This is a genomic window from Enterobacter sp. BNK-14, from assembly GCF_047456095.1.
Lineage (GTDB): Bacteria > Pseudomonadota > Gammaproteobacteria > Enterobacterales > Enterobacteriaceae > Enterobacter > Enterobacter kobei.
In genome coordinates, this window is record NZ_CP179897.1 from 44462 (window position 1) to 70317 (window position 25856).

General features: G+C 54.3%; 22 protein-coding genes and 1 other RNA gene. 15 read left to right on the forward strand and 8 right to left on the reverse strand.

From position 1 onward, the window contains the following. Nucleotides 1-10: 10 nt before the first annotated feature. The 4 genes from ACMGGM_RS00250 to ppsR all read right to left on the reverse strand — a co-directional run bounded on the left by ACMGGM_RS00250 (nucleotide 11) and on the right by ppsR (nucleotide 4495). On the reverse strand, nucleotides 11-1993 hold the full coding sequence (locus ACMGGM_RS00250; RefSeq protein ID WP_063667167.1) for a TonB-dependent hemoglobin/transferrin/lactoferrin family receptor: 1983 nt from the start codon (nucleotides 1991-1993) through the stop codon (nucleotides 11-13). A 72-nt stretch (nucleotides 1994-2065) separates the two neighbouring features. After that, a complete protein-coding gene (gene hemP, locus ACMGGM_RS00255) occupies nucleotides 2066-2254 on the reverse strand; it encodes a hemin uptake protein HemP (protein WP_032636863.1) in 189 nt (62 codons plus the stop codon). Between the two features lie 208 nt (nucleotides 2255-2462). After that, a complete protein-coding gene (gene aroH, locus ACMGGM_RS00260) occupies nucleotides 2463-3509 on the reverse strand; it encodes a 3-deoxy-7-phosphoheptulonate synthase AroH (protein WP_014883509.1) in 1047 nt (348 codons plus the stop codon). Between the two features lie 152 nt (nucleotides 3510-3661). Then, nucleotides 3662-4495: a posphoenolpyruvate synthetase regulatory kinase/phosphorylase PpsR gene (gene ppsR / locus ACMGGM_RS00265; RefSeq protein ID WP_014883510.1), complete on the reverse strand. Its 834-nt coding sequence runs from the start codon at nucleotides 4493-4495 to the stop codon at nucleotides 3662-3664. A gap of 335 nt (nucleotides 4496-4830) precedes the next feature. On the opposite strand from ppsR, the gene ppsA reads away from it, so the two are divergent. The 6 genes from ppsA to ACMGGM_RS00295 all read left to right on the forward strand — a co-directional run bounded on the left by ppsA (nucleotide 4831) and on the right by ACMGGM_RS00295 (nucleotide 12477). Beyond that, a complete protein-coding gene (gene ppsA / locus ACMGGM_RS00270) occupies nucleotides 4831-7209 on the forward strand; it encodes a phosphoenolpyruvate synthase (RefSeq protein ID WP_063667373.1) in 2379 nt (792 codons plus the stop codon). Between the two features lie 233 nt (nucleotides 7210-7442). Next, nucleotides 7443-8843, forward strand: coding sequence for an MFS transporter (locus ACMGGM_RS00275; protein ID WP_063943040.1), 1401 nt, complete (start codon nucleotides 7443-7445; stop codon nucleotides 8841-8843). 3 nt (nucleotides 8844-8846) lie between these two features. Continuing rightward, the gene (locus ACMGGM_RS00280) at nucleotides 8847-11222 is read left to right on the forward strand and encodes a glycoside hydrolase family 3 N-terminal domain-containing protein (RefSeq protein WP_045135073.1); all 2376 of its coding nucleotides are present in this window, start codon (nucleotides 8847-8849) and stop codon (nucleotides 11220-11222) included. Between the two features lie 133 nt (nucleotides 11223-11355). Continuing rightward, nucleotides 11356-11670 carry a hypothetical protein gene (locus ACMGGM_RS00285; RefSeq protein WP_052951914.1) on the forward strand — a complete coding sequence of 105 codons (315 nt, stop codon included), beginning with the start codon at nucleotides 11356-11358 and terminating at the stop codon, nucleotides 11668-11670. Continuing rightward, a complete protein-coding gene (locus tag ACMGGM_RS00290) occupies nucleotides 11667-12158 on the forward strand; it encodes a hypothetical protein (protein WP_045135074.1) in 492 nt (163 codons plus the stop codon). The genes ACMGGM_RS00285 and ACMGGM_RS00290 overlap by 4 nt, the downstream gene beginning before the upstream one ends. Nucleotide 12159: 1 nt before the next feature. Further along, the gene (locus ACMGGM_RS00295; protein WP_045135075.1) at nucleotides 12160-12477 is read left to right on the forward strand and encodes a hypothetical protein; all 318 of its coding nucleotides are present in this window, start codon (nucleotides 12160-12162) and stop codon (nucleotides 12475-12477) included. A 183-nt stretch (nucleotides 12478-12660) separates the two neighbouring features. Here the strand turns inward: ACMGGM_RS00295 and rprA are convergent. Continuing rightward, nucleotides 12661-12768, reverse strand: an RNA gene (gene rprA, locus ACMGGM_RS00300) — antisense sRNA RprA. 209 nt (nucleotides 12769-12977) lie between these two features. After that, nucleotides 12978-14093 carry an AI-2E family transporter YdiK gene (gene ydiK / locus ACMGGM_RS00305; RefSeq protein ID WP_014883514.1) on the reverse strand — a complete coding sequence of 372 codons (1116 nt, stop codon included), beginning with the start codon at nucleotides 14091-14093 and terminating at the stop codon, nucleotides 12978-12980. Between the two features lie 200 nt (nucleotides 14094-14293). Between ydiK and ACMGGM_RS00310 the strand changes: the two genes are divergently transcribed. The 3 genes from ACMGGM_RS00310 to ACMGGM_RS00320 all read left to right on the forward strand — a co-directional run bounded on the left by ACMGGM_RS00310 (nucleotide 14294) and on the right by ACMGGM_RS00320 (nucleotide 18037). Beyond that, a complete protein-coding gene (locus tag ACMGGM_RS00310; protein ID WP_045135076.1) occupies nucleotides 14294-17350 on the forward strand; it encodes an FAD-binding and (Fe-S)-binding domain-containing protein in 3057 nt (1018 codons plus the stop codon). Then, complete coding sequence (gene menI, locus ACMGGM_RS00315) at nucleotides 17347-17757, forward strand: 1,4-dihydroxy-2-naphthoyl-CoA hydrolase (RefSeq protein WP_014883516.1); 411 nt, start codon at nucleotides 17347-17349, stop codon at nucleotides 17755-17757. The genes ACMGGM_RS00310 and menI overlap by 4 nt, the downstream gene beginning before the upstream one ends. A gap of 85 nt (nucleotides 17758-17842) precedes the next feature. Further along, a complete protein-coding gene (locus tag ACMGGM_RS00320; RefSeq protein WP_003857766.1) occupies nucleotides 17843-18037 on the forward strand; it encodes a YdiH family protein in 195 nt (64 codons plus the stop codon). Between the two features lie 50 nt (nucleotides 18038-18087). On the opposite strand, the gene ACMGGM_RS00325 is transcribed toward ACMGGM_RS00320, so the two are convergent. Beyond that, a complete protein-coding gene (locus tag ACMGGM_RS00325; RefSeq protein WP_023332791.1) occupies nucleotides 18088-18717 on the reverse strand; it encodes a helix-turn-helix domain-containing protein in 630 nt (209 codons plus the stop codon). Nucleotides 18718-18786: 69 nt separating this feature from the next. Continuing rightward, complete coding sequence (locus ACMGGM_RS00330) at nucleotides 18787-19446, reverse strand: helix-turn-helix domain-containing protein (RefSeq protein ID WP_014883518.1); 660 nt, start codon at nucleotides 19444-19446, stop codon at nucleotides 18787-18789. Between the two features lie 418 nt (nucleotides 19447-19864). Between ACMGGM_RS00330 and ACMGGM_RS00335 the strand changes: the two genes are divergently transcribed. The 6 genes from ACMGGM_RS00335 (at nucleotide 19865) to ACMGGM_RS00360 (ending at nucleotide 25851) form a co-directional block, all read left to right on the forward strand. Further along, entirely contained in the window at nucleotides 19865-20395 is a 531-nt protein-coding gene (locus tag ACMGGM_RS00335; protein ID WP_032629202.1) for a fimbrial protein, read from the forward strand. Nucleotides 20396-20473: 78 nt separating this feature from the next. After that, nucleotides 20474-21151: a molecular chaperone gene (locus ACMGGM_RS00340; protein ID WP_050861847.1), complete on the forward strand. Its 678-nt coding sequence runs from the start codon at nucleotides 20474-20476 to the stop codon at nucleotides 21149-21151. Between the two features lie 45 nt (nucleotides 21152-21196). Beyond that, nucleotides 21197-23725, forward strand: a complete 2529-nt coding sequence (locus ACMGGM_RS00345) for a fimbria/pilus outer membrane usher protein (RefSeq protein WP_063613968.1) — start codon at nucleotides 21197-21199, stop codon at nucleotides 23723-23725. Between the two features lie 11 nt (nucleotides 23726-23736). After that, entirely contained in the window at nucleotides 23737-24684 is a 948-nt protein-coding gene (locus tag ACMGGM_RS00350; protein WP_023332795.1) for a fimbrial protein, read from the forward strand. An 11-nt stretch (nucleotides 24685-24695) separates the two neighbouring features. Further along, nucleotides 24696-25208 carry a fimbrial protein gene (locus tag ACMGGM_RS00355; protein ID WP_063614089.1) on the forward strand — a complete coding sequence of 171 codons (513 nt, stop codon included), beginning with the start codon at nucleotides 24696-24698 and terminating at the stop codon, nucleotides 25206-25208. 1 nt (nucleotide 25209) lies between these two features. Then, the gene (locus ACMGGM_RS00360) at nucleotides 25210-25851 is read left to right on the forward strand and encodes a helix-turn-helix transcriptional regulator (RefSeq protein WP_047027218.1); all 642 of its coding nucleotides are present in this window, start codon (nucleotides 25210-25212) and stop codon (nucleotides 25849-25851) included. The last annotated feature ends 5 nt before the right edge of the window (nucleotides 25852-25856 follow it).

A 25856-nucleotide genomic window follows, 5' to 3' on the forward strand; every position in this document is an offset into this window, starting at 1 on the left:
CCGCGGGGAATTACCACTGATAACTCACAAAAATCTTGCCGTTACGACCGTCCTGCGGAATACCCTGAGGAGACCAGTACTCCTTGTCGAAGGCGTTACCCAGCACCAGCGTGGTGGTGATGCCCTTGAGCTGCTCCTGGCCCTTATAGCTGATGTAGATGTCGTTGACCGCATAGCCCGGCTGTTTGCTGTAACTGCTGCTGACATGGGTTGAACGATCGACAAAGGTGCCGATCCAGCCCACGGAGAAGCCGCTTTGCGCCACCGGAATATCCAGCCTGCTGGTGACGGTGTCCGGGTTGATGCTGGAGATGTACTCGCCGGTATCGGTATCTTTTCCGCGCGTGCGGTTATAGGCCAGATCGAGGTTAAACAGGTCGGCCGAGTATTTTGCCATCACGTCCCAGCCCCAGATTTTGGCGTTCGGAACGTTGTACGACATGGTGGTCGCCGCGGCAAAATTGACGGTGGTGGAGATGTAATCTTTGGCTTTGGTATCGAAATAGCTGGCCTTGAACTCCAGCCCGTCGTTGGCGAGCATCAGGTCGTCAAAGCGCAGGCCAAAACCAAACTCCTGCGTTTCGTTGGTTTCCGGGCGCAGGTTCGGGTTAGGCACCCAGTAGTTAGTGTAGAAACTGCCGATGGAAAAGTGTTTGGCGTCGTTATACATCTCGCCCATGGTCGGGGCGCGGAAGGCCTGAGCGTAAGAGCCAAACAGCATCAGCCAGTCGGTAGGGCTGACGGTTAACCCGGCGCGGGAGGACCACTTGTCGGCATCCACGTCGTCGTAGCCCTCGCTGCTACCCCGATAGTTGTCATAGCGCGTGCCGCCCAGCAGGGTCACGGGCAGATCGCGCAGGGTGATTTCATCCTGCAGCCAGCCGGAGCTAAAGTCGATTTTCGCCTCCGGGAAGCCGGTGGTGGTGCCACCCGGACGTTGTTCCTGACGATAATATTCCCCGCCGTAGGTCAAAAGGTGAGAGGCAAAGGTGTCGCCGAACAGGCGGGTACGGTTTTCTACTTTGCCGCCTTTGGTAGTCTGCTTGCGGAACTCACCGGTGCTGTCGATGTTCTGGGCATTTATGCGCGCCTCTGACCAGTAAACTTTTGCATCGGCGTTCAGCCAGTCGTTCCCTTCCGGCGCCAGACGGTAACCCAGCTGTGCATCACGTTGGATGGTGGAGCGGTCGGTGATGGGGTTGCTGCTGGTGGCATCGGGGGTTTGCGGGTTTTTCGGCTCCTGCGCGGCGTTGTTGTAGTAGCGCAGGGAGCCGCTTAACGTCTGAGCCGGGTCGATTTTCCAGCTGCCTTTCGCCAACATGTTATTAATGGATTCGTCGTTTGGGGCACGCTTGCCGTCGCTCTGGCGGATATCGCCGCGGTCACGGCTGGACCATGACACCAGACCGTCAAGCGTATCGGTGCGGCCATAGGCGCTGGCCCCCATCCCGAGGCTATGATCGCCCGTCGCACCGGTACCAAACACGCGGTAACCGCTGTTTTTGCCCGGTTCCAGGAGATCGCTGGCGTCAACGGTGTCATAGGAAATCACGCCACCCAGCGCACCGCTGCCGTAGAGCAGCGCCGACGGACCGCGCACAACTTCGATACGTTTTATCAGCGCCGGGTCGAGGAACGTGCTGTTGAGGTGTCCGGTGTCGGTACCCTGACGCACGCCGTCAACCAGCACCAGCACGCCGCGTCGGTCATAACCGCGCAGATTAACGTCCTGACCGTTGGTGCGGCCGGTGCCGTCCAGCGTCAGGCCTGGCACGTTACGCAGCAGATCGGCGGCAGAGCTGGCGGTCTGTTTTTCCGGGGCAGCGGCGTCAATCACGCTCACCATCATTGGGGCTTCGAAGGCGCTACGGGCGTTGCCGGTCGCGGTGACGGTTATTTCATCTGCGGCAGCAAACGCGACGCCCGGCAGGATACTGACAATCGCCAGCGCCAGAAGTGACGGGCGTAAACATGCGGTATGCAGGTGTGGCATAGCAACTCTCCATAAAGAATCGAAAGCGCTGGCTGCCTGGGGATCACCTGGGTGGCTGGCGAATGTTTTGGTTTATTTTGTGAGGATCAATTTTCCGGCATTCGTCTGGCGCAGCAGGTAGTGCTGGCCGGCATGCTCGATAATCACCCGCCCCTCATCACCCAGCAGGCTTTTGCTGTCGATGCGACGATCGGTGGAGGCAGGGGCGGGCGCTGTGTGTGTTTTTGCTGGCGTTGCCGCGCGGTTATCCGTAGGTGACATAATGTTTATAAATAACAATCAATGTAACAATGATAATCATTATCAATAAACTGCAATTTCACGGCAAGCGTTTTTGTGAAAATAATGTGACGGGATCAAATTTTGGGGGAAGGTGCGGTCTGATGCCCTCACCCCGACCCTCTCCCACAGGGAGAGGGAGAAGGGCACGAACCGTAGGCCGGGTAAGCGCAGCGCCACCCGGCGGGGGTCAGAAGCGCGTATCTATCGCAGACGCCAGCTTTTCCAGCAGCAGTTCGCTGTCTTCCCAGCTCAGGCACGGATCGGTGATTGACTGGCCGTACACCATCTGCTGTCCGGCAACGATTTTCTGCGTGCCTTCCTTGATAAAGCTTTCGGCCATAATACCCGCGATGGCGGTTGAACCGCTGCGGATCTGCTGGCAAATTTCATCGCAAACGTCCAGCTGGCGGCGGTGCTGCTTCTGGCAGTTACCGTGGCTAAAGTCCACCACCAGATGTTCCGGCAGATCGAATTCGGCCAGTGTTTCGCACGCGGCGGCGATATCGTCGGCATGGTAATTGGGTTTCTTCCCGCCACGCATAATGATGTGCCCGTAAGGGTTACCGCTGGTCTGGTAGATAGTCATATGACCACTTTTATCCGGCGACAGGAACATGTGGCTGGCACGCGAGGCGCGGATCGCGTCAACAGCGATACGGGTGTTGCCATCGGTCCCGTTTTTAAAGCCGACCGGACAGGAGAGGGCGGAGGCCATCTCGCGGTGGATCTGGCTTTCAGTGGTGCGTGCGCCGATCGCGCCCCAGCTGATCAAATCGGCAATAAATTGCCCGGTCACCATATCGAGAAATTCAGTCGCCGTCGGGACGCCCAGCTCGTTGACCTGGAGCAGCAGCTTGCGTGCCAGTTCGATACCGTGATTCACACGATAGCTGCCGTTGAGATCGGGATCGGAAATCAGCCCTTTCCAGCCCACCACGGTACGCGGTTTTTCAAAGTAGGTGCGCATCACAATTTCAAGGCGATGCTGATACTTATCCCGCAGTCCCTGAAGGCGTTTGGCATAATCCAGTGCTGCATCCAAATCGTGGATAGAGCAAGGGCCAATCACGACCAGAAGACGCTTGTCTTCACCGTTCAGGATTTTTTCAATACGTCGGCGGGAGGCCGTAACATGTTCCGCAACCGCGGCGGAAACGGGGTGCCGCTGAGCCAGTTCAGCCGGAGTGACCAGGCTGTCAATGCGCGCCGTGCGGAGTTCGTCGGTTTTATTCATGATTTGTCTCAGAAAATTTTTGCTTCATCGGCAGACTACCGGGAAGTGATGGGCATCACATTAAACCAATCCCTGCTGATTTCAAGTTCGGGGCGATACCGCCCCGTTGTTGCAGAGGATGATACCCGAATCTGAGTTAATGTACTAGCATATTAGTACATGCGACGATTAAGTCCCATGATGTCGAGAATTTTGGTGGCGATCTCTTCTACCGAATAGTTAGTGCTGTTCAGCCACGGGATCTGGTTTTTGCGGTACAGCGCTTCCACTTCGGAGACCTCCATGCGGCACTGGCGCATGGAGGCGTAGCGGCTGTTCTCGCGGCGCTCTTCGCGGATCGCGGCCAGACGCTCCGGGTTAATCGTTAGTCCGAACAGTTTGTGCTGCAGCGGCTTGAGCGCAGCAGGCAGCACCAGGTTATCCATGTCGTCGGCAATAAAGGGGTAGTTGGCGGCGCGAATGCCGAACTGCATCGCCAGATAGAGGCTGGTCGGCGTTTTACCGCAACGCGACACGCCAAGTAAAATCACCTGTGCCTGGTCGAGATTGCGCAGAGAAATACCATCATCATGCGCCAGGGTGTAGTCGATGGCGGCAATACGCGCATCGTATTTGGTCAGGTTGCCAGGGTTCAGCCCATGGGTACGGTGGGCGATAGGCGTCGGGTCAAGCTTCAGCTCGCTCTGGAGCGGGGCCACCAGCGCCTGGACGATATCCTGGCAGAAGCCCTCGCTTTGCAAAATGATGTGGCGAATTTCGGGGATAACGATGGAGTAGAACACCAGCGGACGGACGCCGGTCTGCTGGTAGATGGCGTCGATCTGGTCCTTCACCGCTTTGGCGCGGCTCTCATTTTCCACGAACGGCAGCGTGATGCTGTTAATCGATACGGGGAACTGCGACATGACCGCGTGGCCCAGCACCTCGGCGGTGATCGCCGTACCATCAGAAATATAAAAAACGTGACGATCGACAGCATTATCCATTTTACCCACCCTGAATATCATACGTAATTGTCTGAAAGCATAAATTAAAAAAGTAATTTACACAGCAAAGAACTTATCCTAATTATGAATGAAACACTGTTTTTGATTTTCCTGAAAAGTGGATTTCATTTTTCAAATAGCGACTTTATTTTTGTGGTTAACGGCTGAATATAGAGGAATCATCGGGTTAATCGCTGGTGGGAAACTATCCGAAAAGTTGAAAATTTAAATTGCTTACACGATTCACCGTTTTTTTAGCGCAAATAAATATGCCAGTATAAATACGTAGTCAGGTGTTACTTACTCCGATCAAATATCACAAAAGGATTGTTTCGATGTCCAACAATGGCTCGTCACCGCTGGTGCTTTGGTATAACCAACTCGGCATGAATGATGTAGACAGAGTTGGGGGCAAAAATGCCTCCCTGGGTGAAATGATTACAAATCTGTCCGGTATGGGTGTTTCCGTACCAAACGGGTTTGCCACAACCGCCGATGCGTTTAACCTGTTTTTAGACCAGAGCGGTGTAAACCAGCGCATTTACGACCTGCTGGATAAAACGGATATTGATGATGTGACCGAGCTTGCTAAAGCCGGGGCGCAGATCCGCCAGTGGATCATCGACACACCTTTCCAGCCGGAACTGGAAAAAGCCATTCACGATGCTTACAACCAGCTCTCCGCTGACGATGCGCAGGCATCTTTTGCCGTGCGTTCTTCCGCAACCGCAGAAGACATGCCGGACGCGTCGTTCGCCGGGCAGCAGGAAACCTTCCTGAACGTTCAGGGCTATGATGCGGTGCTGGTGGCCGTGAAGCACGTATTTGCTTCCCTGTTCAACGACCGCGCCATCTCCTATCGCGTGCACCAGGGCTACGACCATCGCGGCGTCGCGCTCTCCGCTGGCGTCCAGCGCATGGTGCGTTCAGACGTAGGCTCATCCGGCGTGATGTTCTCCATCGATACCGAATCGGGTTTCGACCAGGTGGTGTTCATCACCTCTGCATGGGGTCTGGGTGAGATGGTGGTGCAGGGCGCGGTGAACCCTGACGAATTTTATGTACACAAGCCTATGCTTGCCGCGGGTCGCCCGGCGGTGGTGCGCCGCACCATGGGCTCGAAAAAAATCCGCATGATCTATGCTCCAACCCAGGAGCATGGCAAGCAGGTTAAGATTGAAGATGTGCCGCAGGAGCAGCGCGACCGCTTCTCCCTGACCGACGCCGAAGTGCAGGAACTGGCGAAGCAGGCGGTGCAGATTGAAAAACACTACGGCCGTCCGATGGATATCGAATGGGCGAAAGACGGGAACACCGGCAAGCTGTTTATCGTCCAGGCGCGTCCGGAGACCGTCCGTTCTCGCGGTCAGGTGATGGAGCGTTATACGCTGCACGCCCAGGGCAAAATTGTGGCGGAAGGTCGCGCGATTGGTCACCGCATCGGTGCCGGTCCGGTAAAAGTGATCCACGACATCAGCGAGATGAACCGTATTGAGCCAGGCGACGTACTGGTGACCGACATGACCGACCCGGACTGGGAACCGATCATGAAGAAAGCGGCGGCCATCGTCACCAACCGTGGCGGCCGTACCTGCCATGCGGCGATCATTGCCCGCGAACTGGGTATTCCTGCGGTTGTCGGCTGCGGTGACGCAACCGAACGCATGAAGGACGGACAGAACGTAACCGTCTCCTGTGCCGAAGGCGATACGGGCTACGTGTATGCCGATATCCTCGACTTCAGCGTGAAAAGCTCCAGCGTGGATACCATGCCGGATCTGCCGCTGAAAATTATGATGAACGTCGGTAACCCGGACCGTGCGTTTGACTTCGCCTGCCTGCCGAACGAAGGCGTTGGCCTGGCGCGTCTGGAATTTATCATCAACCGCATGATCGGCGTGCACCCGCGTGCGCTGCTGGAGTTTGACGACCAGGACGCGAAACTGCAGAACGAAATCCGCGAGATGATGAAAGGCTACGACTCGCCGAAAGAGTTCTACGTTGGCCGTCTGACCGAAGGGATCGCCACGCTGGGCGCGGCGTTCTACCCGAAACGCGTGATCGTCCGTCTGTCTGACTTTAAGTCAAACGAATACGCTAACCTGGTCGGCGGTGAGCGCTACGAGCCGGAAGAAGAGAACCCAATGCTGGGCTTCCGCGGCGCCGGACGCTACGTGTCCGACAGCTTCCGCGACTGCTTCGCGCTGGAGTGTGAAGCGGTGAAACGCGTGCGCAACGACATGGGGCTGACCAACGTCGAAATCATGATCCCGTTCGTGCGTACGGTGGATCAGGCGAAAGCGGTAGTGGACGAGCTGGCGCGTCAGGGGCTCAAGCGCGGTGAAAACGGACTGAAGATCATCATGATGTGTGAGATCCCGTCCAACGCCCTGCTGGCCGAGCAGTTCCTCGAGCACTTTGACGGCTTCTCTATCGGCTCGAACGACATGACGCAGCTGACGCTGGGTCTGGACCGTGACTCCGGCGTGGTCTCTGAGCTGTTCGATGAGCGTAACGAGGCGGTGAAAGCGCTGCTCTCCATGTCCATCCGTGCGGCGAAGAAACAGGGTAAATACGTCGGGATTTGTGGTCAGGGTCCTTCTGACCATGAAGACTTTGCCGCCTGGCTGATGGAGGAGGGGATTGATAGCCTGTCCCTGAACCCGGACACCGTGGTGCAAACCTGGCTGAGCCTGGCGGAACTGAACAAGTAACGCCAGCATGACCCGAAAAGGCGAGGATATTATTCCTCGCCTTTTTTATTTCATTTCATATTTGCTCCCCATCACAAATAAAGTAAAAAACCAAATATCATAATTTGTCTGTTAATTTAGACAATTGTTAGCGCGCAAAGCGTTGCTAATACTTGAGCCTTACTGCGCATTTCTCTTCAGAAGATGCGCAACTGGTTGAAATACGTTTTAACCTGATAAAAAGGCAAATAACAATGACACTTTCCTCTGTATTGCGTACCAAAGATAAAATAGGTTATGGCTTAGGTGATATGGCCAGCGCGCTGGTCTGGCAAACGGCAACGTTATTTCTTGCTTACTTCTATACGGATGTTTTTGGTTTACCCGCGGCCATTATGGGAACCATGTTTTTAGTGGTGCGCGTGGTTGATGCGTTTGTCGACCCGTGCATTGGCGCACTGGTTGACCGCACCCAGACGCGTCATGGTCGTTTCCGTCCCTGGCTGCTGTGGTTTGCCATTCCTTTTGGCGTGAGCTGCCTTATCACCTTCTATGTACCGGACGTCGGGCCGACGGCTAAAATCGTTTATGCCTGCCTGACCTACGCTATCCTGAGCCTGATTTACTCCGCGATTAACGTGCCTTACTGCGCCATGCCGGGCGCACTCACGCTGGACCCGCGCGAGCGTCACTCCCTGCAGTCATGGCGCTTTGGTCTGTCATTTATTGGCGGGTTGATTGTGACGGTTATCGCCTTGCCGCTGGTCTCACTGCTGGGCCAGGGCAACGTGCAGAAAGGCTATTTCTATGCCATGAGCCTGATGGGGCTGCTGGGCATTGTGCTGTTCTTCTGCTGCTTCCTGATGACCCGCGAGCGGTATTCTCCGCGCAATGATACCTCCGGCTCCATGCTCACCGATTTAAAACTGCTGGGCCGCAACAGCCAGTGGCGTATTGTGTTCCTGTTTAATATTTTGCTGCTGACCGCGGTGGTAACGCGCGGCTCCGCCACGATGTATTACGTGAACTACGTGCTGTTGCGCCCGGATTTGGTATTTGCCTTTATTGTTTCCGGAATGGTGGCCTCCTTAAGCGGCGCATTATTATCTGAACGGCTGCTGGGTAAATTTGACCGCGTTCGTGCTTACCAGTGGACGATTATTTCCTTCGTCATTTTCGGCGCGCTGATTTTCTTCCTGCCGCCTTCGCAGGTCTGGCTGATCTTCGGCCTTAACATTGTCTTTAGCTTTATTCAAAACCTCACCACGCCGCTCCAGTGGACCATGTTCTCTGATGTGGTCGACTACGAAGAGCATCGCAGCGGCCGTCGCCTGGACGGGCTGGTCTTCTCCACCGCGCTGTTTGCCATCAAATTTGGCCTGGCGCTCGGCGGGGCGGTGGTGGGCTGGGTACTGGGCATGGTGGATTATGCGCCGGGCCAGGCAGCCCAGACGCCGCACGTGCTGTCGACCATTAACGCGCTTTTCACCCTTATCCCATGCGCGCTGTTCCTCTGCATGGTGGCGCTACTTTCCATCTACAAGCTTAACAGCCGGCTGGTGGATTCCATCGCCCGTGAGCTGGCCAGCAAACGTGAGGTCAGACCCGAAGCGGAGCAGCTCAGCCCGGCAACCCCTTCCGCACTACAGGAGTAAAACATGACAGCTATCTATAAGGACGCGGGACGTCCCGTGCACGAGCGCGTCGCCGATTTACTGGCGCGTATGACCCCGGAAGAGAAGTTCGCCCAGATGCATGCCTACTGGCTGATCCTCGACGAAAACGGTAACCACCGCGAGCGAAGCGATCTGAGCGACGAATTCGCCGGTGTGAGCGAGCAGGCGTCGCTCGGGGAACGGCTAAAACTGGGCGTCGGGCAGATCACCCGCCCGCTGGGCACCCATATTGTTGACGCAAAAACCGGCGTGCGCGCGGCGAACCGCCTGCAACGTATGATGATGGAAGAGACCCGTCTCGGCATTCCGGCGCTGTTCCACGAGGAGTGCCTGGTAGGACTGCTGTGCAAAGACGCAACGCTGTTCCCGTCCTCGCTGAATTACGGTTCCACCTGGAACCCTGAACTTGTGCAGCGTGCAGCAGAGCAGATTGGCAAAGAGGCGCGCTCTGTGGGCTGCCAGCAGGGGCTGGCCCCGGTACTGGACGTTTCCCGCGACGTGCGCTGGGGCCGCACCGAAGAGACCTTCGGGGAAGATCCGTGGCTGGTGGGGGTGATGGCGACGGCATACGTCAAAGGGTTGCAGAGCGACAAGCGCGATCTGCTGGCGACGCTTAAGCATTACGTGGGTCACTCGTTCAGCGAAGGGGCGCGCAACCATGCTCCGGTCCACCTGGGCTTTAGCGAGCTGAACGACACCTTCCTGCTGCCGTTTGAAATGGCGGTCAAGCTGGCCAATGCCGGTTCGGTGATGCCCGCCTATCATGACATTGATAATCAGCCGGGACACAGTGACAGCTTCCTGTTGACCACCGTGTTGCGTGAGCAGTGGGGTTTCGACGGCATCATTGTCGCGGATTATGGCGGCGTCAGCCTGCTGCATCAGCACCATGGCATTTCCCACGATGAGGCGGAATCGGCCGCACTGGCATTTAACGCCGGGCTTGATGTTGAACTGCCGAAAGATGACTGCGCACGACACCTCGCAGAGGCCGTTGAGCGTGGGCTGATTTCCATGGCCAAAGTCGATGAAATCGTGGGGCGCGTGCTGACCGAAAAATTCCGCCTGGGACTGTTTGAACACCCGTATGCCGACGAAAACGGGATCGATCTGCAAAACGAAGCAACCCGCCAGGTCGCGCGGGACGTGGCGAAGCAATCTGTCACGCTTCTGGAAAACAACGGCATTTTGCCCCTCGGTGGAAAACCGCGCGTGGCGCTGGTGGGCCCGACCGCAGACGATCCGCTGGCCCTGCTCAGCGGCTACAGTTTCCCGGTTCACCTGATTATCAGCGATATGGTGGAGGAGACTTCGCAGGTGACGACTCCGCGCGCGGCGCTGGAACATTACCTGGGCGCAGCGAACGTGCGCTACGCCAAAGGGTGTCACATTATCGAAAAACGCATGGCGGGTGCACCTGTCTTCCCTGGCGACAGCGGCGGTAAACCGATGCAGCAGTCACCGGTGTCGCAGAGCACCGCCTTGATCCCCGAGGCGGTAAACGCTGCGCAGCAGAGTGATGTGGTGGTGGCCTGCGTCGGCGACCTCGCCGGGCTGTTCCAGAGCGGCACGGTAGGGGAAGGCTCCGATACCGACTCGCTAAACCTGCCCGGCGTGCAGCAACAGCTACTGGACGCGCTGGTGGCAACCGGAAAACCGGTCATCGTTGTCATGACCGGCGGGCGTCCCTACAACCTGCAGGGTCTGGAAGACAAGGTCGCGGCGCTGATGATGGCCTGGGCGCCGGGACAGGAAGGGGGATGGGCGATTGCGGACGTGCTAACCGGTCGCGCCGAGCCGCAGGGGCGCCTGGTGGTGAGCGTGCCGAAAAGCGCCGGCGCGATGCCGTACTACTACAATCACAAGCTGAAAAGCGGCGGGACGCCGTTCGCGTTCCACTTCGGTGCACGTTATCCGTTTGGTTTCGGTCTCGGCTGGACGCAGTTTAGCTGGGGAGCCGCGAAGGTAGCGGCATCGAGCGTGCCAGTCGACGGCGAGGTGGTCATCAGTCTGGATGTCACCAATAACGGCGAACGCAGCGGCAGCGAAGTGGTGCAGGTTTACGTCAGGGATAAGGTCGCCACGCAGGTACGACCGCTCCAGGAGCTGAAGGCCTTCCAGCGCGTCACGCTCTCGCCGGGGGAGACCGCCACGCTGACCTTTACGCTGCCGGTGGAGATGTTTAACTTCACCCGTCGTGATGGCAAGCGCATTGTTGAGCCGGGTGAGTTTGAACTGCAGATTGGCGCATCGTCGGCGGACATCCGTGAGGTCGTGACGGTCAACGTCACCGGGGAGACGCGGGTTGTGCCCGCTGAATGGCGGATGCTCAGTACCTGTGAAGTGACACGCGCGTAGTCAGGATAAAAAAAAGCCCATCGTGGGAGATGGGCAAAAAGGACACTTGCCCACTTTAAGGGCAACATCCAAAGCTAAGAAGTCTGTAATGGCGGTGCTTACAATGAATCCTTAGAAACCTCGGGGTTTAGTGATGAGCGCACAGTTTGCACACTTAATGCACACAGACAAGAAAGGCTACTTTTGGAAGAAGCGTTACGATAAGAGAATGATTGAAATCGTATTGCATACCAAAACGCAGGGGTTAGCCACGCCCATAGCAGCAGCGTTAACAATTCGACTCATGGAACTTGAAGCGCTTGCTGCTCCTTTCCAATCCATGCGGGAAACGCTGAAAGACTACAGAGACAATCTAATCAAACTAAGCACTCTTGTAGCCCTGTTAATAATAAAACGCATGAGCAGGGTTTACAGTTTATTTAATGGCATTCGCAGGGGATGGAAATGAATAAGAGTATTTTGGTATTATTAATGGCTATGTCTACAGCAGCTACAGCTTCTGATTTCTGCCGCGTCGTTACTTTTAATGACTGGACCGTAAGTAATGCTAAGGGTGTAAGTAAGGAGGATTTGCATAAAAACACATCCGCTGAAATTTTCATGAAAACAAATGGCAAGCTTTTCTATGAGCCAATTAACCCTGTAGACCATACAATGTTAATGGGAATCACTTATCTGGGAGCTATGCCTGACTCTCATATTATTAACACTGTGGATTCTAGTAACTCTAATACATTCACCTTTGAGCCTCATACCAATAGCTTCTACGAAGCTGATGTATTTATACCTAATGAAGAGCAACGTGAGAAAGGATTTGTTTCTAGTGCCCAGATAATCAAAGGTAGTTATAAGGGCTGCTCTGATAAACAGAAAATGCGCTTACGTGCTGACTTTGATAAGTTCATCAAAGACTTTCCTTATGTTGTTGAGGATTAAGATGAAGCATTTCATTATTGCCGCCACACTACTTGCTTCCTTGGGTGCTAACGCTTCTGCTTTTGTCTGTAAGGATATGAACGGGAAAAAAGCCACTATTGAAAATGGCGTTGCCAAGCAGGGGGAATTTATGGGGTATGCAGGCAAGCACTACTATCACTCTGGAACCGCTGAGGATGGTAGTAGCATCTTTACCTTTGATGAACAGAACAGGCTCTATGTTCACTGGGTAAATGATGGTTTAACTATTGTCACTGTATTTAGTCCTGTTATGCCTAAAATTAATGAATTTGAATGTAGGGAACTTTCTAGACAATGAAAGAACAGAGGTTCAATGAGATTCTGGAGCCTCCATTTTTCGTGGCTTTTTGTGTTTGCCACACAATCAGAAACAATTTGCGTACAGTGTAGGTTATTGATATTTAAAGGGAGTAACGAGGGTAGCGCTTTTCTCTGTTCACACAGTTTGCACACTTTAGCTCTACATAGAACCGTAAGTTACTAAAAAAAAAGCCCATCGTGGGAGATGGGCAAAGACTACACACAGCAATTCGTTGTTTCACTCAGGGGATTTCCATGCTTATAAATCAAGGTGTTGATCTATAACCGTGAGCTAATAGTAGGCATGTGCGCTTTTAGCGTCGATCAGATTCGTCTCAATAGTTAAAGAGAAGTAAAGATTTCTTGAGGTTTATAGCAGACTTACTGTTGAAAGGGCGGGTCTGACCAGTGTACAACGAATAAATACTTTAGCAGCGTTTAAGTATTATGGGGAAGAATGTAGGCCGGGTAAGCGTTAGCGCCACCCGGCAACAAAACTTAATGCGTGTTCTTCTCTTCCAGCTCTTCCAGTTCGCCCAGAATCACGTCCGGGTCAGTTTCCGGCGGTGGAATTTCATGCACCCAGGCGGAGAACAGACGCCAGGTCACGGCGAGCAGTACCGGGCCAATAAACAGGCCAATCATTCCGAAGGCAATCAACCCACCGATCACCCCGGAGAGGATCAGAATCAGCGGCAGGTCTGCGCCCATGCGGATGAGGATGGGACGAATCACGTTATCCATGGTGCCGACCACGCAACTCCACACCAGCAGAACCGTTCCCCACGTGGTGTCACCTGTCCAGTAAAGCCAGATAATGCTGGGAACCAGCACCAGTAAGGGGCCCAGTTGCGCAAGACAGGTCATCAGCATGACAACGGTAAAGACGGTCGCGTACGGGACGCCGGAAATCGCCAGGCCGATACCGCCCAGCACCGCCTGCACCAGGGCCGTTACCACCACGCCAAGCGCCACGGCGCGCACGGCCTGTGCCGCCAGCAGCACGGCGGCATCGCCGCGTTTGCCCGCCAGTCGGGTGGCAAAGTGACGTACGCCTAACGCCACCTGCTCACCGCGCCAGTAGAGCAGGGCGCTGAACAGCAGCATCAGAGTACAGTGCATCATAAAGCGACCAATATGGGCCGCCTGACCCACAAACCAGGTGGTGGTGGTGCCAATATACGGACGCACTTTCGCCATCAGCGCGCTGCCGCCCATCTCCAGCAGGCTGTGCCAGCCGCTATAGAGTTTGGCACCCACAACAGGGATGCTGTTCAGCCAGGCGAGATCCGGCAGCGTCAAATCGCCACTGGTAACGGCACGAATCACCGGACCACTGGAGTCCACCAGGCTATTAACCAGCAAGGCAATCGGAATAATAAACAGCAGGAACAACAGTAGCGTCATCACCAGTACGGCGAGACCGCGACGGCCGAACAGCAGTTTCTGCAAACGCAGCAGCAAAGGCCAGGTAGCCACCACAACGGTTCCGGCCCAGGCGAAGCCGAGAATAAAGGGTTGAACGATCCACAAGCAGGCAATAATCATGAGGGCCAGGAACAGCACCGACAGCAAAATTTGCGCAACATCCCTGGGCTGGCGAACATTGACCATAAATAAAACTTTCCTTAAAAGAACGCCAGTATGGCTGGCGGGAACGGAAAACCGCGTCTCTCTAATCATTAATGATCTCAGCGGTTTTTGACAGGCGGATTTTGCCCGTAATTCTACGAAGCACATAAGAAAAAAATGTGATAAAACTTTCCAGACACAACGCAAACGATTTCACATTACTCTAATTAGGGTCGACAGTAATGATCCCACAGATTTCTCAGGCACCTGGCGTCGTTCAACTGGTGCTTAATTTTTTGCAGGCACTGGAGCAACAGGGTTTTACAGGTGATACCGCCACGAACTATGCCGACAGGCTGACGATGGCCACCGATAACAGTATCTACCAGCTTCTTCCCGATGCCGTCGTTTTCCCTCGTTCAACCGCCGACGTAGCGCTGATTGCCCGGCTGGCCACGCAAGAGCGGTTCGCCTCTCTGGTCTTTACGCCGCGTGGCGGCGGCACCGGGACCAATGGTCAGGCGCTGAACCAGGGCATTATTATTGACATGTCGCGCTATATGAACCGCATCATTGAGATCAATCCTGAAGAGGGATGGGTGCGGGTTGAAGCGGGCGTCATCAAAGATCAGCTAAATCAGTATCTCAAGCCTTACGGTTACTTCTTCGCGCCGGAACTCTCCACCAGTAACCGTGCGACCCTTGGGGGCATGATCAATACCGATGCGTCCGGTCAGGGGTCGCTGGTCTACGGAAAAACCTCCGATCACGTGCTGGGCGTGCGTGCGGTTCTGCTGGGTGGCGATATTCTTGATACCCAGCCGATGCCGGTCGAACTGGCGGAAACGCTGGGTAAAGACAACACCACCATCGGGCGTGTTTATCGCACGGTGCTGGAGCGCTGTCGTGACAACCGCCAGCTGATCCTCGATAAATTCCCCAAACTGAACCGCTTCTTAACGGGCTACGACTTGCGTCACGTCTTTAACGACGATCTGACGCAGTTCGATTTAACCCGGGTGTTGACCGGCTCTGAAGGCACGCTGGCGTTTATCACTGAGGCACGGCTGGATATCACCCGTTTACCGAAGGTGCGTCGCCTGGTGAACGTCAAATATGACTCCTTCGACTCCGCGCTGCGTAATGCACCGTTTATGGTTGAGGCGCAGGCGCTGTCGGTAGAAACCGTCGACTCTAAAGTGCTGAATCTGGCGCGGGAGGACATTGTCTGGCACTCCGTGCGGGAGCTGATTACCGACGTGCCGGATAAAGAGATGCTGGGTCTCAATATCGTGGAGTTTGCTGGCGATGACGCGGAATTGATTGAGAGCCAGGTGACGACGCTCTGCCAGCGTCTGGATGATCTAATTGCGCAGGGTGAAGGCGGCGTGATTGGCTGGCAGCTCTGTAACGATCTGGCCGGTATTGAGCGTATCTATGCGATGCGCAAAAAAGCCGTGGGCCTGCTCGGTAATGCAAAAGGCGCAGCGAAGCCGATTCCGTTTGCCGAAGACACCTGCGTGCCGCCTGAGCATCTGGCGGATTATATCGTTGAGTTTCGCGCGTTGCTGGACAGCCACGGCCTGAGCTACGGCATGTTCGGCCACGTCGATGCCGGGGTGCTGCACGTGCGCCCGGCGCTGGACATGTGCGACCCGCAGCAGGAGATCCTGATGAAGCAGATCTCTGACGATGTGGTGGCCTTGACCGCCAAATATGGCGGTCTGCTGTGGGGGGAGCACGGGAAAGGGTTCCGCGCGGAATACAGCCCGGCCTTCTTCGGCGAACAGCTCTATGCGGAATTACGCAAAGTCAAAGCGGCCTTCGACCCGCATAACCGCCTCAATCCCGGAAAGATCTGCCCGCCTGAAGGCGTGGATGCGCCAATGCGCCAGGTTGATGCCGTCAAGCGCGGGACTTACGACAGGCAGATCCCAATTGCGGTACGAGCCTCCTGGCGCGGCGCGTTGGAGTGCAACGGCAATGGCCTGTGCTTTAACTTCGATGTGAAAAGCCCGATGTGTCCGTCGATGAAAATCACCAGCAACCGTATCCATTCTCCGAAAGGGCGGGCGACCCTGGTGCGCGAATGGCTGCGCCTGCTGGCCGATCGCGGCGTTGATCCGCTCAGGCTGGAGCAGCAGATACCGGAAAAACGGACCAGCCTGCGCTCGCTGATTGAGCGCACCCGCAATAGCTGGCATGCCAGTAAGGGCGAGTATGATTTCTCCCATGAGGTGAAAGAGGCGATGTCCGGCTGTCTGGCCTGTAAAGCCTGCTCGACGCAATGCCCGATTAAGATCGATGTGCCCGAGTTCCGCTCGCGCTTCCTGCAGCTCTACCACACGCGCTATCTGCGCCCGGTGCGAGACCATCTGGTGGCAACCGTGGAAAGTTACGCACCGCTGATGGCGCGCGCGCCTAAGACCTTTAACTTCTTTATCAACCAGCCGCTGGTGCGCAAGCTCTCCGAAAAGCATATCGGTATGGTCGATCTGCCGCTGCTGTCGGTGCCATCTCTGCAGCGCCAGCTTGTCGGGCATCGCTCGGCAAACATGACCCTGGAACAGCTTGAGGCGCTCACCCCCGAGCAAAAAGCGAATGTCGTGCTGGTGGTGCAGGATCCGTTCACCAGCTACTACGACGCCCAGGTGGTCGCGGACTTCATCCGCCTGACCGAAAAACTGGGGTATCAGCCCGTGGTTCTGCCGTTCTCGCCCAACGGCAAGGCGCAGCACATTAAAGGCTTCCTGACGCGTTTTGCGAAGACCGCGCGGAAAACCGCTGACTTCTTAAACCGTGTGGCGCAACTGGGTATACCCATGGTCGGCGTCGATCCGGCGCTGGTGCTTTGCTATCGCGATGAATATAAACAGACGCTGGGTGATAAGCGCGGCGAATTCCACGTCATGCTGGTGCATGAGTGGCTGCCGTCAGCCCTGGAAGCGCGCGCGGTTCAGGATGTCAGCGGTGAACCGTGGTATCTGTTCGGCCACTGCACGGAAGTGACGGCGCTGCCCGGCGCCCCGGCGCAGTGGGCATCCATTTTTGCCCGGTTCGGGGCGAAGCTGGAGAGCGTTAACGTGGGCTGCTGTGGGATGGCCGGTACTTACGGTCATGAAGTGAAAAACCACGCCAACTCGCTCGGCATCTATGAGCTGTCCTGGCACCAGGCCATGCAGCGTTTGCCGCGAAACCGCTGTCTGGCGACGGGCTACTCCTGCCGCAGCCAGGTGAAACGGGTAGAAGGTAACGGCGTACGCCACCCATTACAGGCTTTACTGGAGATAATTGGATGATCTGGAAACGTGCCGTCACGCTGCAGGCGCTGAATGCCATGGGCGAGGGGAATATGGTGGGGCTGCTGGATATCCAGTTTACCCGCATTGGCGACGATGATATTGAGGCCACAATGCCTGTCGATCATCGGACTCATCAGCCGTTTGGTTTATTGCACGGCGGTGCGTCCGTCGTGCTGGCCGAAACGCTGGGCTCGGTTGCAGGGTATCTCTGCACCGAAGGTGAGCAAAAGGTGGTCGGGCTTGAGGTGAATGCCAACCACATTCGCTCAGTGCGCAGCGGACGCGTACGGGGTATTTGCCGCGCGCTCCATGCCGGCAGCCGTCACCAGGTGTGGCAGATTGATATCCTCGATGAGCAGGATCGCCTCTGCTGCTCGTCGCGTCTGACGACGGCGGTCGTGTAAAGTTTTCAGATGAATTGCCTTTGGTCAAAAACTAGCCAGCAGGTTGTGATATACTGGTCAGGATTTGTACATAAGCGAGGACATCATGGATACTGAAATAACCCCAACACAGCTGGCAATTGAATATTTACGTCGCGATAAGAGCAACCTGTCTCCGGCGCAGTACCTGAAAAAGCTGAAACAGCTTGAGCTGGAATTTACAGATTTGCTGGCGCTCTCTTCGAATGAACTGAAAGAAGAGATCTACTTTGCCTGGCGGTTGGGCGTTCACGTCCATTGAGTGAGTGTTGTTGAAAAGGCCGCAATTGCGGCCTTTTTTGTGCCTGACATTCAGTATCTGGCAGGAAGTTTGTTGATTTTAAGGAGACGGCCTTCTTCCATTTCGATAAACCCGCCGGTTTTTAAATCGGCCAGAATGCGCATGACCCCGCTTCGGGAGAGCTGGGTTTTCTCCCTGATATACCTTTCCGCCGTCACGCTGCCGCGATAGCTCTCATCTTCCTCCATCAGCTTTATGAGCTGCTGGCGAATCATCTCATACGCCGTCGGTGCCCCCTGAGGCATCACGTTGTTATAAAGACGGCTATAAACAAACATGAGCTGTTTTGAAAGCAGCCCCCACAAGGACTTTTCTTTGATGATGTCATTAACCCGCTCGGCGGTGAGCGTGCCTATCAGGCAAGGGCTTACGGTCTTGAGGTAGTCATTAAAATAAATGTCGGTCAGATTAGCGAGGCCGAAGAGGGCGGGGCTGCGGGCCGTGGAGAGCATCATATCGTCGCTTCTTCTGTAGATAGCGACCGTCCCCTCAAGAATTAAATAGCACATTCCCTGACCATCGATCTGAAGGTCAAGCCGTTCGCCGCGAGCGGTTTGTCGTGTCGTACAATCAGGCAGTAAGTGAGAAATAAGCTCTTGCGCGTAGGGGGAGCCACGTTGAGGCGTTTCTGGAAGGGACATGGTCGCTGCTAACCTTTAAATAAACCTGGCTAAGTATAGCGTCTATCGTCTCTGGCGGCACGGTGGCGGTCAATATTTTCGTGGCAGATGATGAATGTCGAGCAACACGCCACGCTCCATGGTGATGTACTTCCCGGTGCGCAGTTCCGAGAGGATACGCATAATTCCGCTGCGCGAAAGATAGGTCCGGCTTTTGATGTAGGCTGCCGCCGTCGTATTTAACCGGATTGCGTCGGGTTCCTGCATCAGTTCTACAAGCTGGAAGCGGATAATATCGTAGGCCGACATTTGCGATATTTGCGCGCAATGTTCGTAGACCCGCGAGGCGGTATAAATAAGCAGCTTAGAAAAGTGCTCCCATAAATTATGTTGCGACACAATTTGATTGAAGCTCTCCAGCGGCACGCGGGCGATCTCTGCGGTCTCCAGCGCCCGGACATACAGGTGCTCAGAGGAAAACTGACTGCTGACACCGAGAATAAAAGGGGTAGATTCAGAGTTTAAAACAATGCCGTCGCCGCGCCGATGAAGCGCCACGCTCCCCTGGAGAAGCAGAAAGCATTGCCGAATATCATCTTTATAATAATGTACCGTTTCGCCACGGCCGATGATCATTCTGTTGGCCACAGGCAAAACATGTTTAATCAGCGTGTCTATATGGGCGAACGGTTTTAAATCCAGAACTGAGGACTGGTGATTATTCAGTTGGGTGGTTAAACGCGTATTCATAAGATACCTCACAGCGACGCTTTGTATGATCAATTTTTGATCTGCGAAGGGAATTATCTTAAAAATGAAGAACTCAGGGAATATTCCCCGCAGGTCTAAAAGTAGACCGGGGGATCTCAGGAGTCTAACGTTCTGAATCACAGGAGAAAGTGTGTCGGGTCTACAATTAGACTCGCTCACTATTCGATAATTTTCTGCGGTGATAAATGTTGTTTTTTCGTTAAATCACAGTCTACAGCTAGACCATCAAAAAGTTGTTTTCAGGAAAATGATTATATAAATTTTATCCAGTCAGTCAGAAAGACCTTATGCCATCGATTGGGAAATAAAAGAATGTTAACTGGTTCTTTTATCGGCTTTCTGCTACGTGAATTTCAATAATAAATAAAGTTATCCAGTAAACAGGAACATGATGATTATGAAAAAGAATATTATTTTAGCAATGGTAGCGGCAGGTTCCGCCTTAATGATGGGCAATGCCTTTGCGGCTGCGGGCACCGTAAACTTTAATGGCAACATCCTGGATTCAGCCTGCGATGTTGCGGTGGCCTCTCAAAACCAGGTGGTGGTATTAGGTGATTATTATAAAACAGAATTTCCAACCACCGGTTCAAGAACGGCGGCAACGAAATTCAATATTATTCTGAAGAATTGTCCGGTAACCGTGACCAGTGCCAAAGTCCGTTTTGACGGCACGCCCGATATGACCAATACGGATCTGCTGGCGATTGATACGTCCGTCGCCGGTGCCGCAACCGGGGTTGCCATCAATTTGATGACTGCTGATAAAGCTGACCTGCCGCTGCATAGCAGCAATAGCTACAGCTATTCGTTAAGCAGCAGTGCTGACAATACGTTGGATTTCTATGCGCAGTATATTTCAACGGCGGCAGCGGTAACATCCGGTCCTGCAAACTCCGTCGCTAACTTCTCTGTTGTTTATAACTAATTACTCAGCAGCAAAAAGTCCGCTCCGCAAGGTGTTGTCTGGGGGCAGTCATTGCCCCCTTGTATCAAGAGGTTCAAAATGAATGTTATTAGCAAAGCCCTGCTGAGCGCGGCTGTTATTATGGCGTCGCTGTCACAGGCTTCTGCCGGGGTTATTATTGGCGGTACCCGCGTTATTTTTGATGGTGGAAAAAAAGAGGCCTCCATCAGCATCAATAATGCGGATGAAGCCCCTTACTTAATCCAGTCCTGGATTGAGATGCCAGAAGGTAATGCTAATAAAGCGCCTTTTATCATCACCCCACCGCTCTACAGGCTTAACGGTGGTCAGCAGAATATTGAACGTATTTTGATTACCGGCTCGTTGCCGCAAGATAAGGAAAGTCTGTTCTGGCTGAACATTAAAGCGATACCGTCAGCCACGAAACAGGTTAATTCATTGCAGATTGCCGTGAAGACACGCATCAAGCTTATTTATCGTCCGGAAAAGCTGAAGGCGTCAACGCCGGAGGAACAGGTAAATAAATTAACCTGGTCCCGCAGCGGAAATAAAATCCAGGTCTCTAATCCTACACCCTATGTCATTAACTTTAATGACATAAACGTCGGGGGTAAAAAACTGGAGGAGGCCTCATGGGTGGCGCCGGGCGCAGTGGCTGCATTTAGCTTACCGCCCGGCATTTCTGGCAATCAGATCCAGTTCAGCGTGATTAACGATTATGGCAGCCCGGGAATAAGACACCAGGCCAGTTTTTAATAGTTGAAAAACGGGCGCTCTCATTAGTGGGTCAGGTTTATGATGATGGCAACGAAAAATATAAAAATGCAACCCGCGCGTCTGGCTGTTTATATCACCTTCGCGCTGACGCATGCTGTATCTGTGGCGCATGCCCGGGAAACCTTTAACGCCGAGCTGGTGGAGCTGGATAATCCCGGGATGGCAAAAGCCGATTTATCTGCGTTTGAATCCGGTTCGCAGGCACCAGGGAAATACCATGTTGATATCATTCTTGACGACCAGCTTATTGAGACGGGCGATATTGATTTTATTGCAGTAAACGATGAGAAGGGAAATGACAGCCTGCTGCCTTGTCTGAGTATTGCACAGCTAAAAAGCTGGGGCGTCAAAACCGCACTGTTCCCCGGCCTGACGAGCGAAACGACATCCTGTGTCAACCTGCAGGCAATCCCGCATGCCAGTACCGATTTTCAGTTCGGCGCGCAGCGGCTGGTCATCAGTATTCCTCAGGCCGCGATCGATCTGCCTGCACGAGGGTATGTTTCCCCGGAACAATGGGATGAAGGGATCACCGCCGCGATGCTCAACTACAGCCTGAGCGGGGCGAACAGCCGGGCAAAACAGGCCGGCATTAAGAACAGTAACAGTCAATATGCCAACTTACGCCCGGGCATTAACGTTGGGCCGTGGCGGCTGCGCAACTACACCACCTGGTCGCGGGATGAGACGGGCCAGGACACGTGGGATACCGTCTACACCTACGCACAGCGGGCCATTATCCCGCTCAACGCACAGCTCACCCTGGGCGATAGCGCCGCGCCCGCAGACGTGTTCGACAGTATGCCGTTTCGCGGCGGACAACTGGCTTCCGACGACGACATGCTGCCGGATTCGCTGAAAGGCTATGCACCCGTAGTTCGCGGTATCGCGCGGACCAATGCCCAGGTGGTGGTGCGGCAAAATGGCTATCAGATTTATCAGACCTATGTTGCGCCTGGTGCATTTGAAATTACGGATATGTACCCCACGGGCGGCGCGGGCGATCTGGATGTCACCATTAAGGAAGCTGACGGCAGTGAGCAACATTTCACTCTACCGTATGCCTCTTTGCCGGTATTACAACGCGAGGGGCGCCTGAAATATGCGCTGACCGGGGGCCAGTACCGCTCTTATAACCATAACGTTGATAAGACGCCGTTTGGGCAAATCACCGGGATCTATGGTCTTTCGCGGGGCGTCACGCTCTACGGTGGGTTGCAGGCGTCGAGCAAATACCAGTCTGTCGCAGCCGGGCTCGGGAAAAACATGGGCGATTTGGGTGCGATTTCTGCGGACGTGACCCAGGCCTGGTCCACCCCGCAGGACGGCAAAAAATCCAACGGGCAATCCTGGCGCGCGCGTTACAGCAAGAACTTTGTGGGGACCGGGACCCAGTTTTCGATTGCAGGCTACCGCTACTCGACCCGCGGTTACTACGGCATGCAGGAGATCCTCGATTCCTGGGGTGACAGCACTGCGCTTCAGGACCGGCGTCGCAACCGGGCCGAACTGACGATGAGCCAGACGTTGGGCAACAATCTGGGTTCGCTGACCCTGAGCGCGGCCCGTGAAGACTACTGGAATTCGGGTAAAACGATGGCGTCACACAGCCTGGGTTACAACAACTACTGGCACAACATCAGTTACGGACTGACCTGGACTTACAGTAAAAACGGCAGTGCGGGTTCTTATGATGGTAATAAACGATACGACAGCGATCGGCTCCTGGCTTTCAACGTCAGTATTCCCCTTGAGAAATTTTTGCCGCAAACCTGGGCTAACTATGGCGTGAGCGCCAGTCAGCATAACGGCACCACACACAACATCGGTCTGAACGGGGTGGCGCTGGAAAACCATGCGCTGAACTGGAACGTGCAGCAGGGGTACGGGTCGGATGGCGTGGGCTACACGGGCAACCTGAATGGTGATTATAAAGGAACCTACGCTGAACTGACGGCGGGCTACAGCTATGACAAAAACAGCGAGCGCCTTAACTATGGCCTGCAGGGAGGCGTTCTCGCTCACCGGGAAGGGATCACCTTCTCACAGCCTCTCGGTGAGACCAATGTGCTGGTTAGCGCCCCGGGTGCGCACGATGTTGATATCCGTAATCAGGCGGGGGTCAAAACGGATTACCGGGGCTATACGGTGGTCAGTAATCTCTCCGTTTACCGTAAAAATGAGATCGCCCTTGCTCCGGAAAGTATGCCGGATGATGTTGAGCTGGAGATTAATACCCGCACAGTGACCCCGACGCGTGGCGCGATCGTGGTGGCTGATTATCAGGCGAAGGTGGGGCGCCGTGTGTTGTTTAATTTAACGCATAACGGCCAATTTGTTCCCTTCGGGGCAATGGCGAGCCTGAACGGTGTGGATAACAGCAGCGTTATTGTTGGCGATAAAGGACAGGTCTATCTCACCGGTCTGGATGCACGGGGAACGGTCGTTGTGACCTGGGGGACGGAAAGCGACCGGCAATGCCGCGCACCGTTCGTCCTCCCTCCGCCATCATCGGCAGGCGGAATTACCGAACTCAACGTCAATTGTCTTTAGGGTTTTTTAAAATGCGCTTAATTACGATGATATGTCTGCTGTGTATCGCAGCAGGCTGGAGCAGTGCCCATGCAGGCACCTGCACGACGATTACGCCCCAGGAATCTACGTTGTCCATCGGCACCATTACGGTGCAGCGCGATGTGGCCGTTGGTACCGTTTTATTTTCGCGTAATGCGTCAATCACCAGCGCCTATTTAACGGGATGCACGAGTCCGGTAATGCTGGGATTTAGCATGCGATATCTGAATGCAACCCAGAGCGCTTTCGGAAATCACGTCTATGACACAAACGTAAGTGGAATTGGTATTCGTTTTTCATCTGGGGGATATTTTGAAAATCCGACCAATACCTTTTCCTATACCGCGCAGGCCAGCTATGTCGAATGGTGGGGCGGTAAAATAGAACTTATCGTGACCGGACCGGTCGCGTCAGGTTCACTCACGCCGGGAGTACTGGGCGTGGTGATGCTGCAGGGGAGCGATGGCATTTACCGTGATGCTCTGACGACCACGCTGCTGGGGGGAACGGTTAACGTGCTGGCCTGCAGCATCACCACCCCGCAGCTGACGTTCCCTATCGGCGATATTTCTGCGGCGACGTTTGGCTCGACGGTGGGCACCACACCGGCGGGCGCCCGGAATACGCAAAATCTTGGACTTAACTGCGATCCTGGCGCCAACGTGAATGTTTCGATCAGCGGTATTCAGAACCCGGACGTTGCGACGACGAGCGTGCTGGCACTTACGGGGCAAGGGAATACCGGCACGGCGAAAGGGGTTGGCGTTCAGTTGCTCTATAACGGCACGCCGCTGGCGTTAAATACGCGCCTGCCGTTAACCGTTGCCGCGGGCGGTCAGCAGACATTTCCGTTAACGGCGCGTTATTACCAGACAAAAACGACGGTTGAGCCCGGCACGGCCAATGCCTCTGCGACCTTAAATTTGACGTATCAGTGATGGATAAAGCGATGAATATTTTGCGCACGGCCGCGCTCGCCGCCACAGTAATAAGCAGCAATATCTTTGCGGCGGACAGCGTTAATGTCAGCGTTACCGGCAATATTATTGCAGCTCCGTGTATATTTAATGGAGGGAATGCCAGTCTGAATATTAATCTTGGCAATATACAGGCATCAAATATGGCTACGCCGGGATCTTCATCCGATCCTATGCCCTTTAACCTGTTATTTACCCAGTGCCCGACGGGGACGCGCAGCGTGGCGGTCTCCTTTACCGGCACTCCCGATCCGGATGCGGGAGAGGATTATTACATGAACAGCGGTTCGGCCACGCACGTTGCGATTGCGATGAGTGAGGCCGCGACAGGCGTGCTGAAAGGAACGGGTGCAAGCCTCACTCAACCTGTTTCAGCAGACAGAACGGCAACGATAGCCATGCTGGCATCGGTCAGATCCTTCACCGGCGGTGCGACGCCGGGGAGCATCAGTGCCGTCGTGGTCATGACGATGCAGTACAACTGATATGCTGAATATTGTGATTAAAGAGACCGACGCATTTTTCAGAGCGGGATTGCAGTGTTTTCTTGAGGATTTCTTCTTTCATAATTTCAAACATCTGCTTCACTTTGACGGCGAACTTTCTCATGAAAATGTCAGTGCCGCCGATATTATTTTTCTCTCTTTATGTCAGGGGGAAACCCTGACCTGTTATCCCGAATTACAGGCGCGGAAAAAAGGAATTGTGGTTGGGCTGGTGGATGATGAACACCGTTTCTCTACATATCCGTCCTGTTTTCAGGATATGATTTTTATCTCCCGCCGCGCTTCGCTGGACAGGATCACCGAGGCGCTGTTTATCGCATGGTACCGCACACAGCTCTCAAGCTTTCACTGGAGGAAGAGAAGCTGCAGCGAATGCCAGCATAAAATATTATCGCCACAGCAAATTCGCGTTATGGTGAATTTTTATAGAGGATTATCGGTAGGGCAGATCGCGAATAAGCTTAAAACAAGTGATAAAACTATTTTTACCCATAAATATTTGCTGATGCAAAAATTCAACCTGCGCAGTGATTTTGAGCTGGTGGCCTTGATTCACAGGATGGTGGAGAAGAATACCCCTGGAAACCGGTTGCGAGACTATCTGACTCACCATCATGGTTAACCAGT

Excerpts from the sequence above, each read along its gene's own strand:
- hemP (WP_032636863.1), bottom strand. The coding sequence starts at position 2,254 with ATGTCACCTACGGATAACCGCGCGGCAACGCCAGCAAAAACACACACA.
- ACMGGM_RS00285 (WP_052951914.1), top strand. The coding sequence starts at position 11,356 with ATGAGCGCACAGTTTGCACACTTAATGCACACAGACAAGAAAGGCTAC.
- ACMGGM_RS00325 (WP_023332791.1), bottom strand. The coding sequence starts at position 18,717 with ATGTCCCTTCCAGAAACGCCTCAACGTGGCTCCCCCTACGCGCAAGAG.
- ACMGGM_RS00295 (WP_045135075.1), top strand. The coding sequence starts at position 12,160 with ATGAAGCATTTCATTATTGCCGCCACACTACTTGCTTCCTTGGGTGCT.
- ACMGGM_RS00350 (WP_023332795.1), top strand. The coding sequence starts at position 23,737 with ATGCGCTTAATTACGATGATATGTCTGCTGTGTATCGCAGCAGGCTGG.
- ACMGGM_RS00290 (WP_045135074.1), top strand. The coding sequence starts at position 11,667 with ATGAATAAGAGTATTTTGGTATTATTAATGGCTATGTCTACAGCAGCT.
- ppsA (WP_063667373.1), top strand. The coding sequence starts at position 4,831 with ATGTCCAACAATGGCTCGTCACCGCTGGTGCTTTGGTATAACCAACTC.
- ACMGGM_RS00275 (WP_063943040.1), top strand. The coding sequence starts at position 7,443 with ATGACACTTTCCTCTGTATTGCGTACCAAAGATAAAATAGGTTATGGC.
- ACMGGM_RS00280 (WP_045135073.1), top strand. The coding sequence starts at position 8,847 with ATGACAGCTATCTATAAGGACGCGGGACGTCCCGTGCACGAGCGCGTC.
- ACMGGM_RS00310 (WP_045135076.1), top strand. The coding sequence starts at position 14,294 with ATGATCCCACAGATTTCTCAGGCACCTGGCGTCGTTCAACTGGTGCTT.
- ACMGGM_RS00360 (WP_047027218.1), top strand. The coding sequence starts at position 25,210 with ATGCTGAATATTGTGATTAAAGAGACCGACGCATTTTTCAGAGCGGGA.
- ACMGGM_RS00250 (WP_063667167.1), bottom strand. The coding sequence starts at position 1,993 with ATGCCACACCTGCATACCGCATGTTTACGCCCGTCACTTCTGGCGCTG.
- ACMGGM_RS00355 (WP_063614089.1), top strand. The coding sequence starts at position 24,696 with ATGAATATTTTGCGCACGGCCGCGCTCGCCGCCACAGTAATAAGCAGC.
- ACMGGM_RS00335 (WP_032629202.1), top strand. The coding sequence starts at position 19,865 with ATGAAAAAGAATATTATTTTAGCAATGGTAGCGGCAGGTTCCGCCTTA.
- ydiK (WP_014883514.1), bottom strand. The coding sequence starts at position 14,093 with ATGGTCAATGTTCGCCAGCCCAGGGATGTTGCGCAAATTTTGCTGTCG.
- menI (WP_014883516.1), top strand. The coding sequence starts at position 17,347 with ATGATCTGGAAACGTGCCGTCACGCTGCAGGCGCTGAATGCCATGGGC.
- aroH (WP_014883509.1), bottom strand. The coding sequence starts at position 3,509 with ATGAATAAAACCGACGAACTCCGCACGGCGCGCATTGACAGCCTGGTC.
- ppsR (WP_014883510.1), bottom strand. The coding sequence starts at position 4,495 with ATGGATAATGCTGTCGATCGTCACGTTTTTTATATTTCTGATGGTACG.
- ACMGGM_RS00320 (WP_003857766.1), top strand. The coding sequence starts at position 17,843 with ATGGATACTGAAATAACCCCAACACAGCTGGCAATTGAATATTTACGT.
- ACMGGM_RS00330 (WP_014883518.1), bottom strand. The coding sequence starts at position 19,446 with ATGAATACGCGTTTAACCACCCAACTGAATAATCACCAGTCCTCAGTT.
- ACMGGM_RS00340 (WP_050861847.1), top strand. The coding sequence starts at position 20,474 with ATGAATGTTATTAGCAAAGCCCTGCTGAGCGCGGCTGTTATTATGGCG.
- ACMGGM_RS00345 (WP_063613968.1), top strand. The coding sequence starts at position 21,197 with ATGGCAACGAAAAATATAAAAATGCAACCCGCGCGTCTGGCTGTTTAT.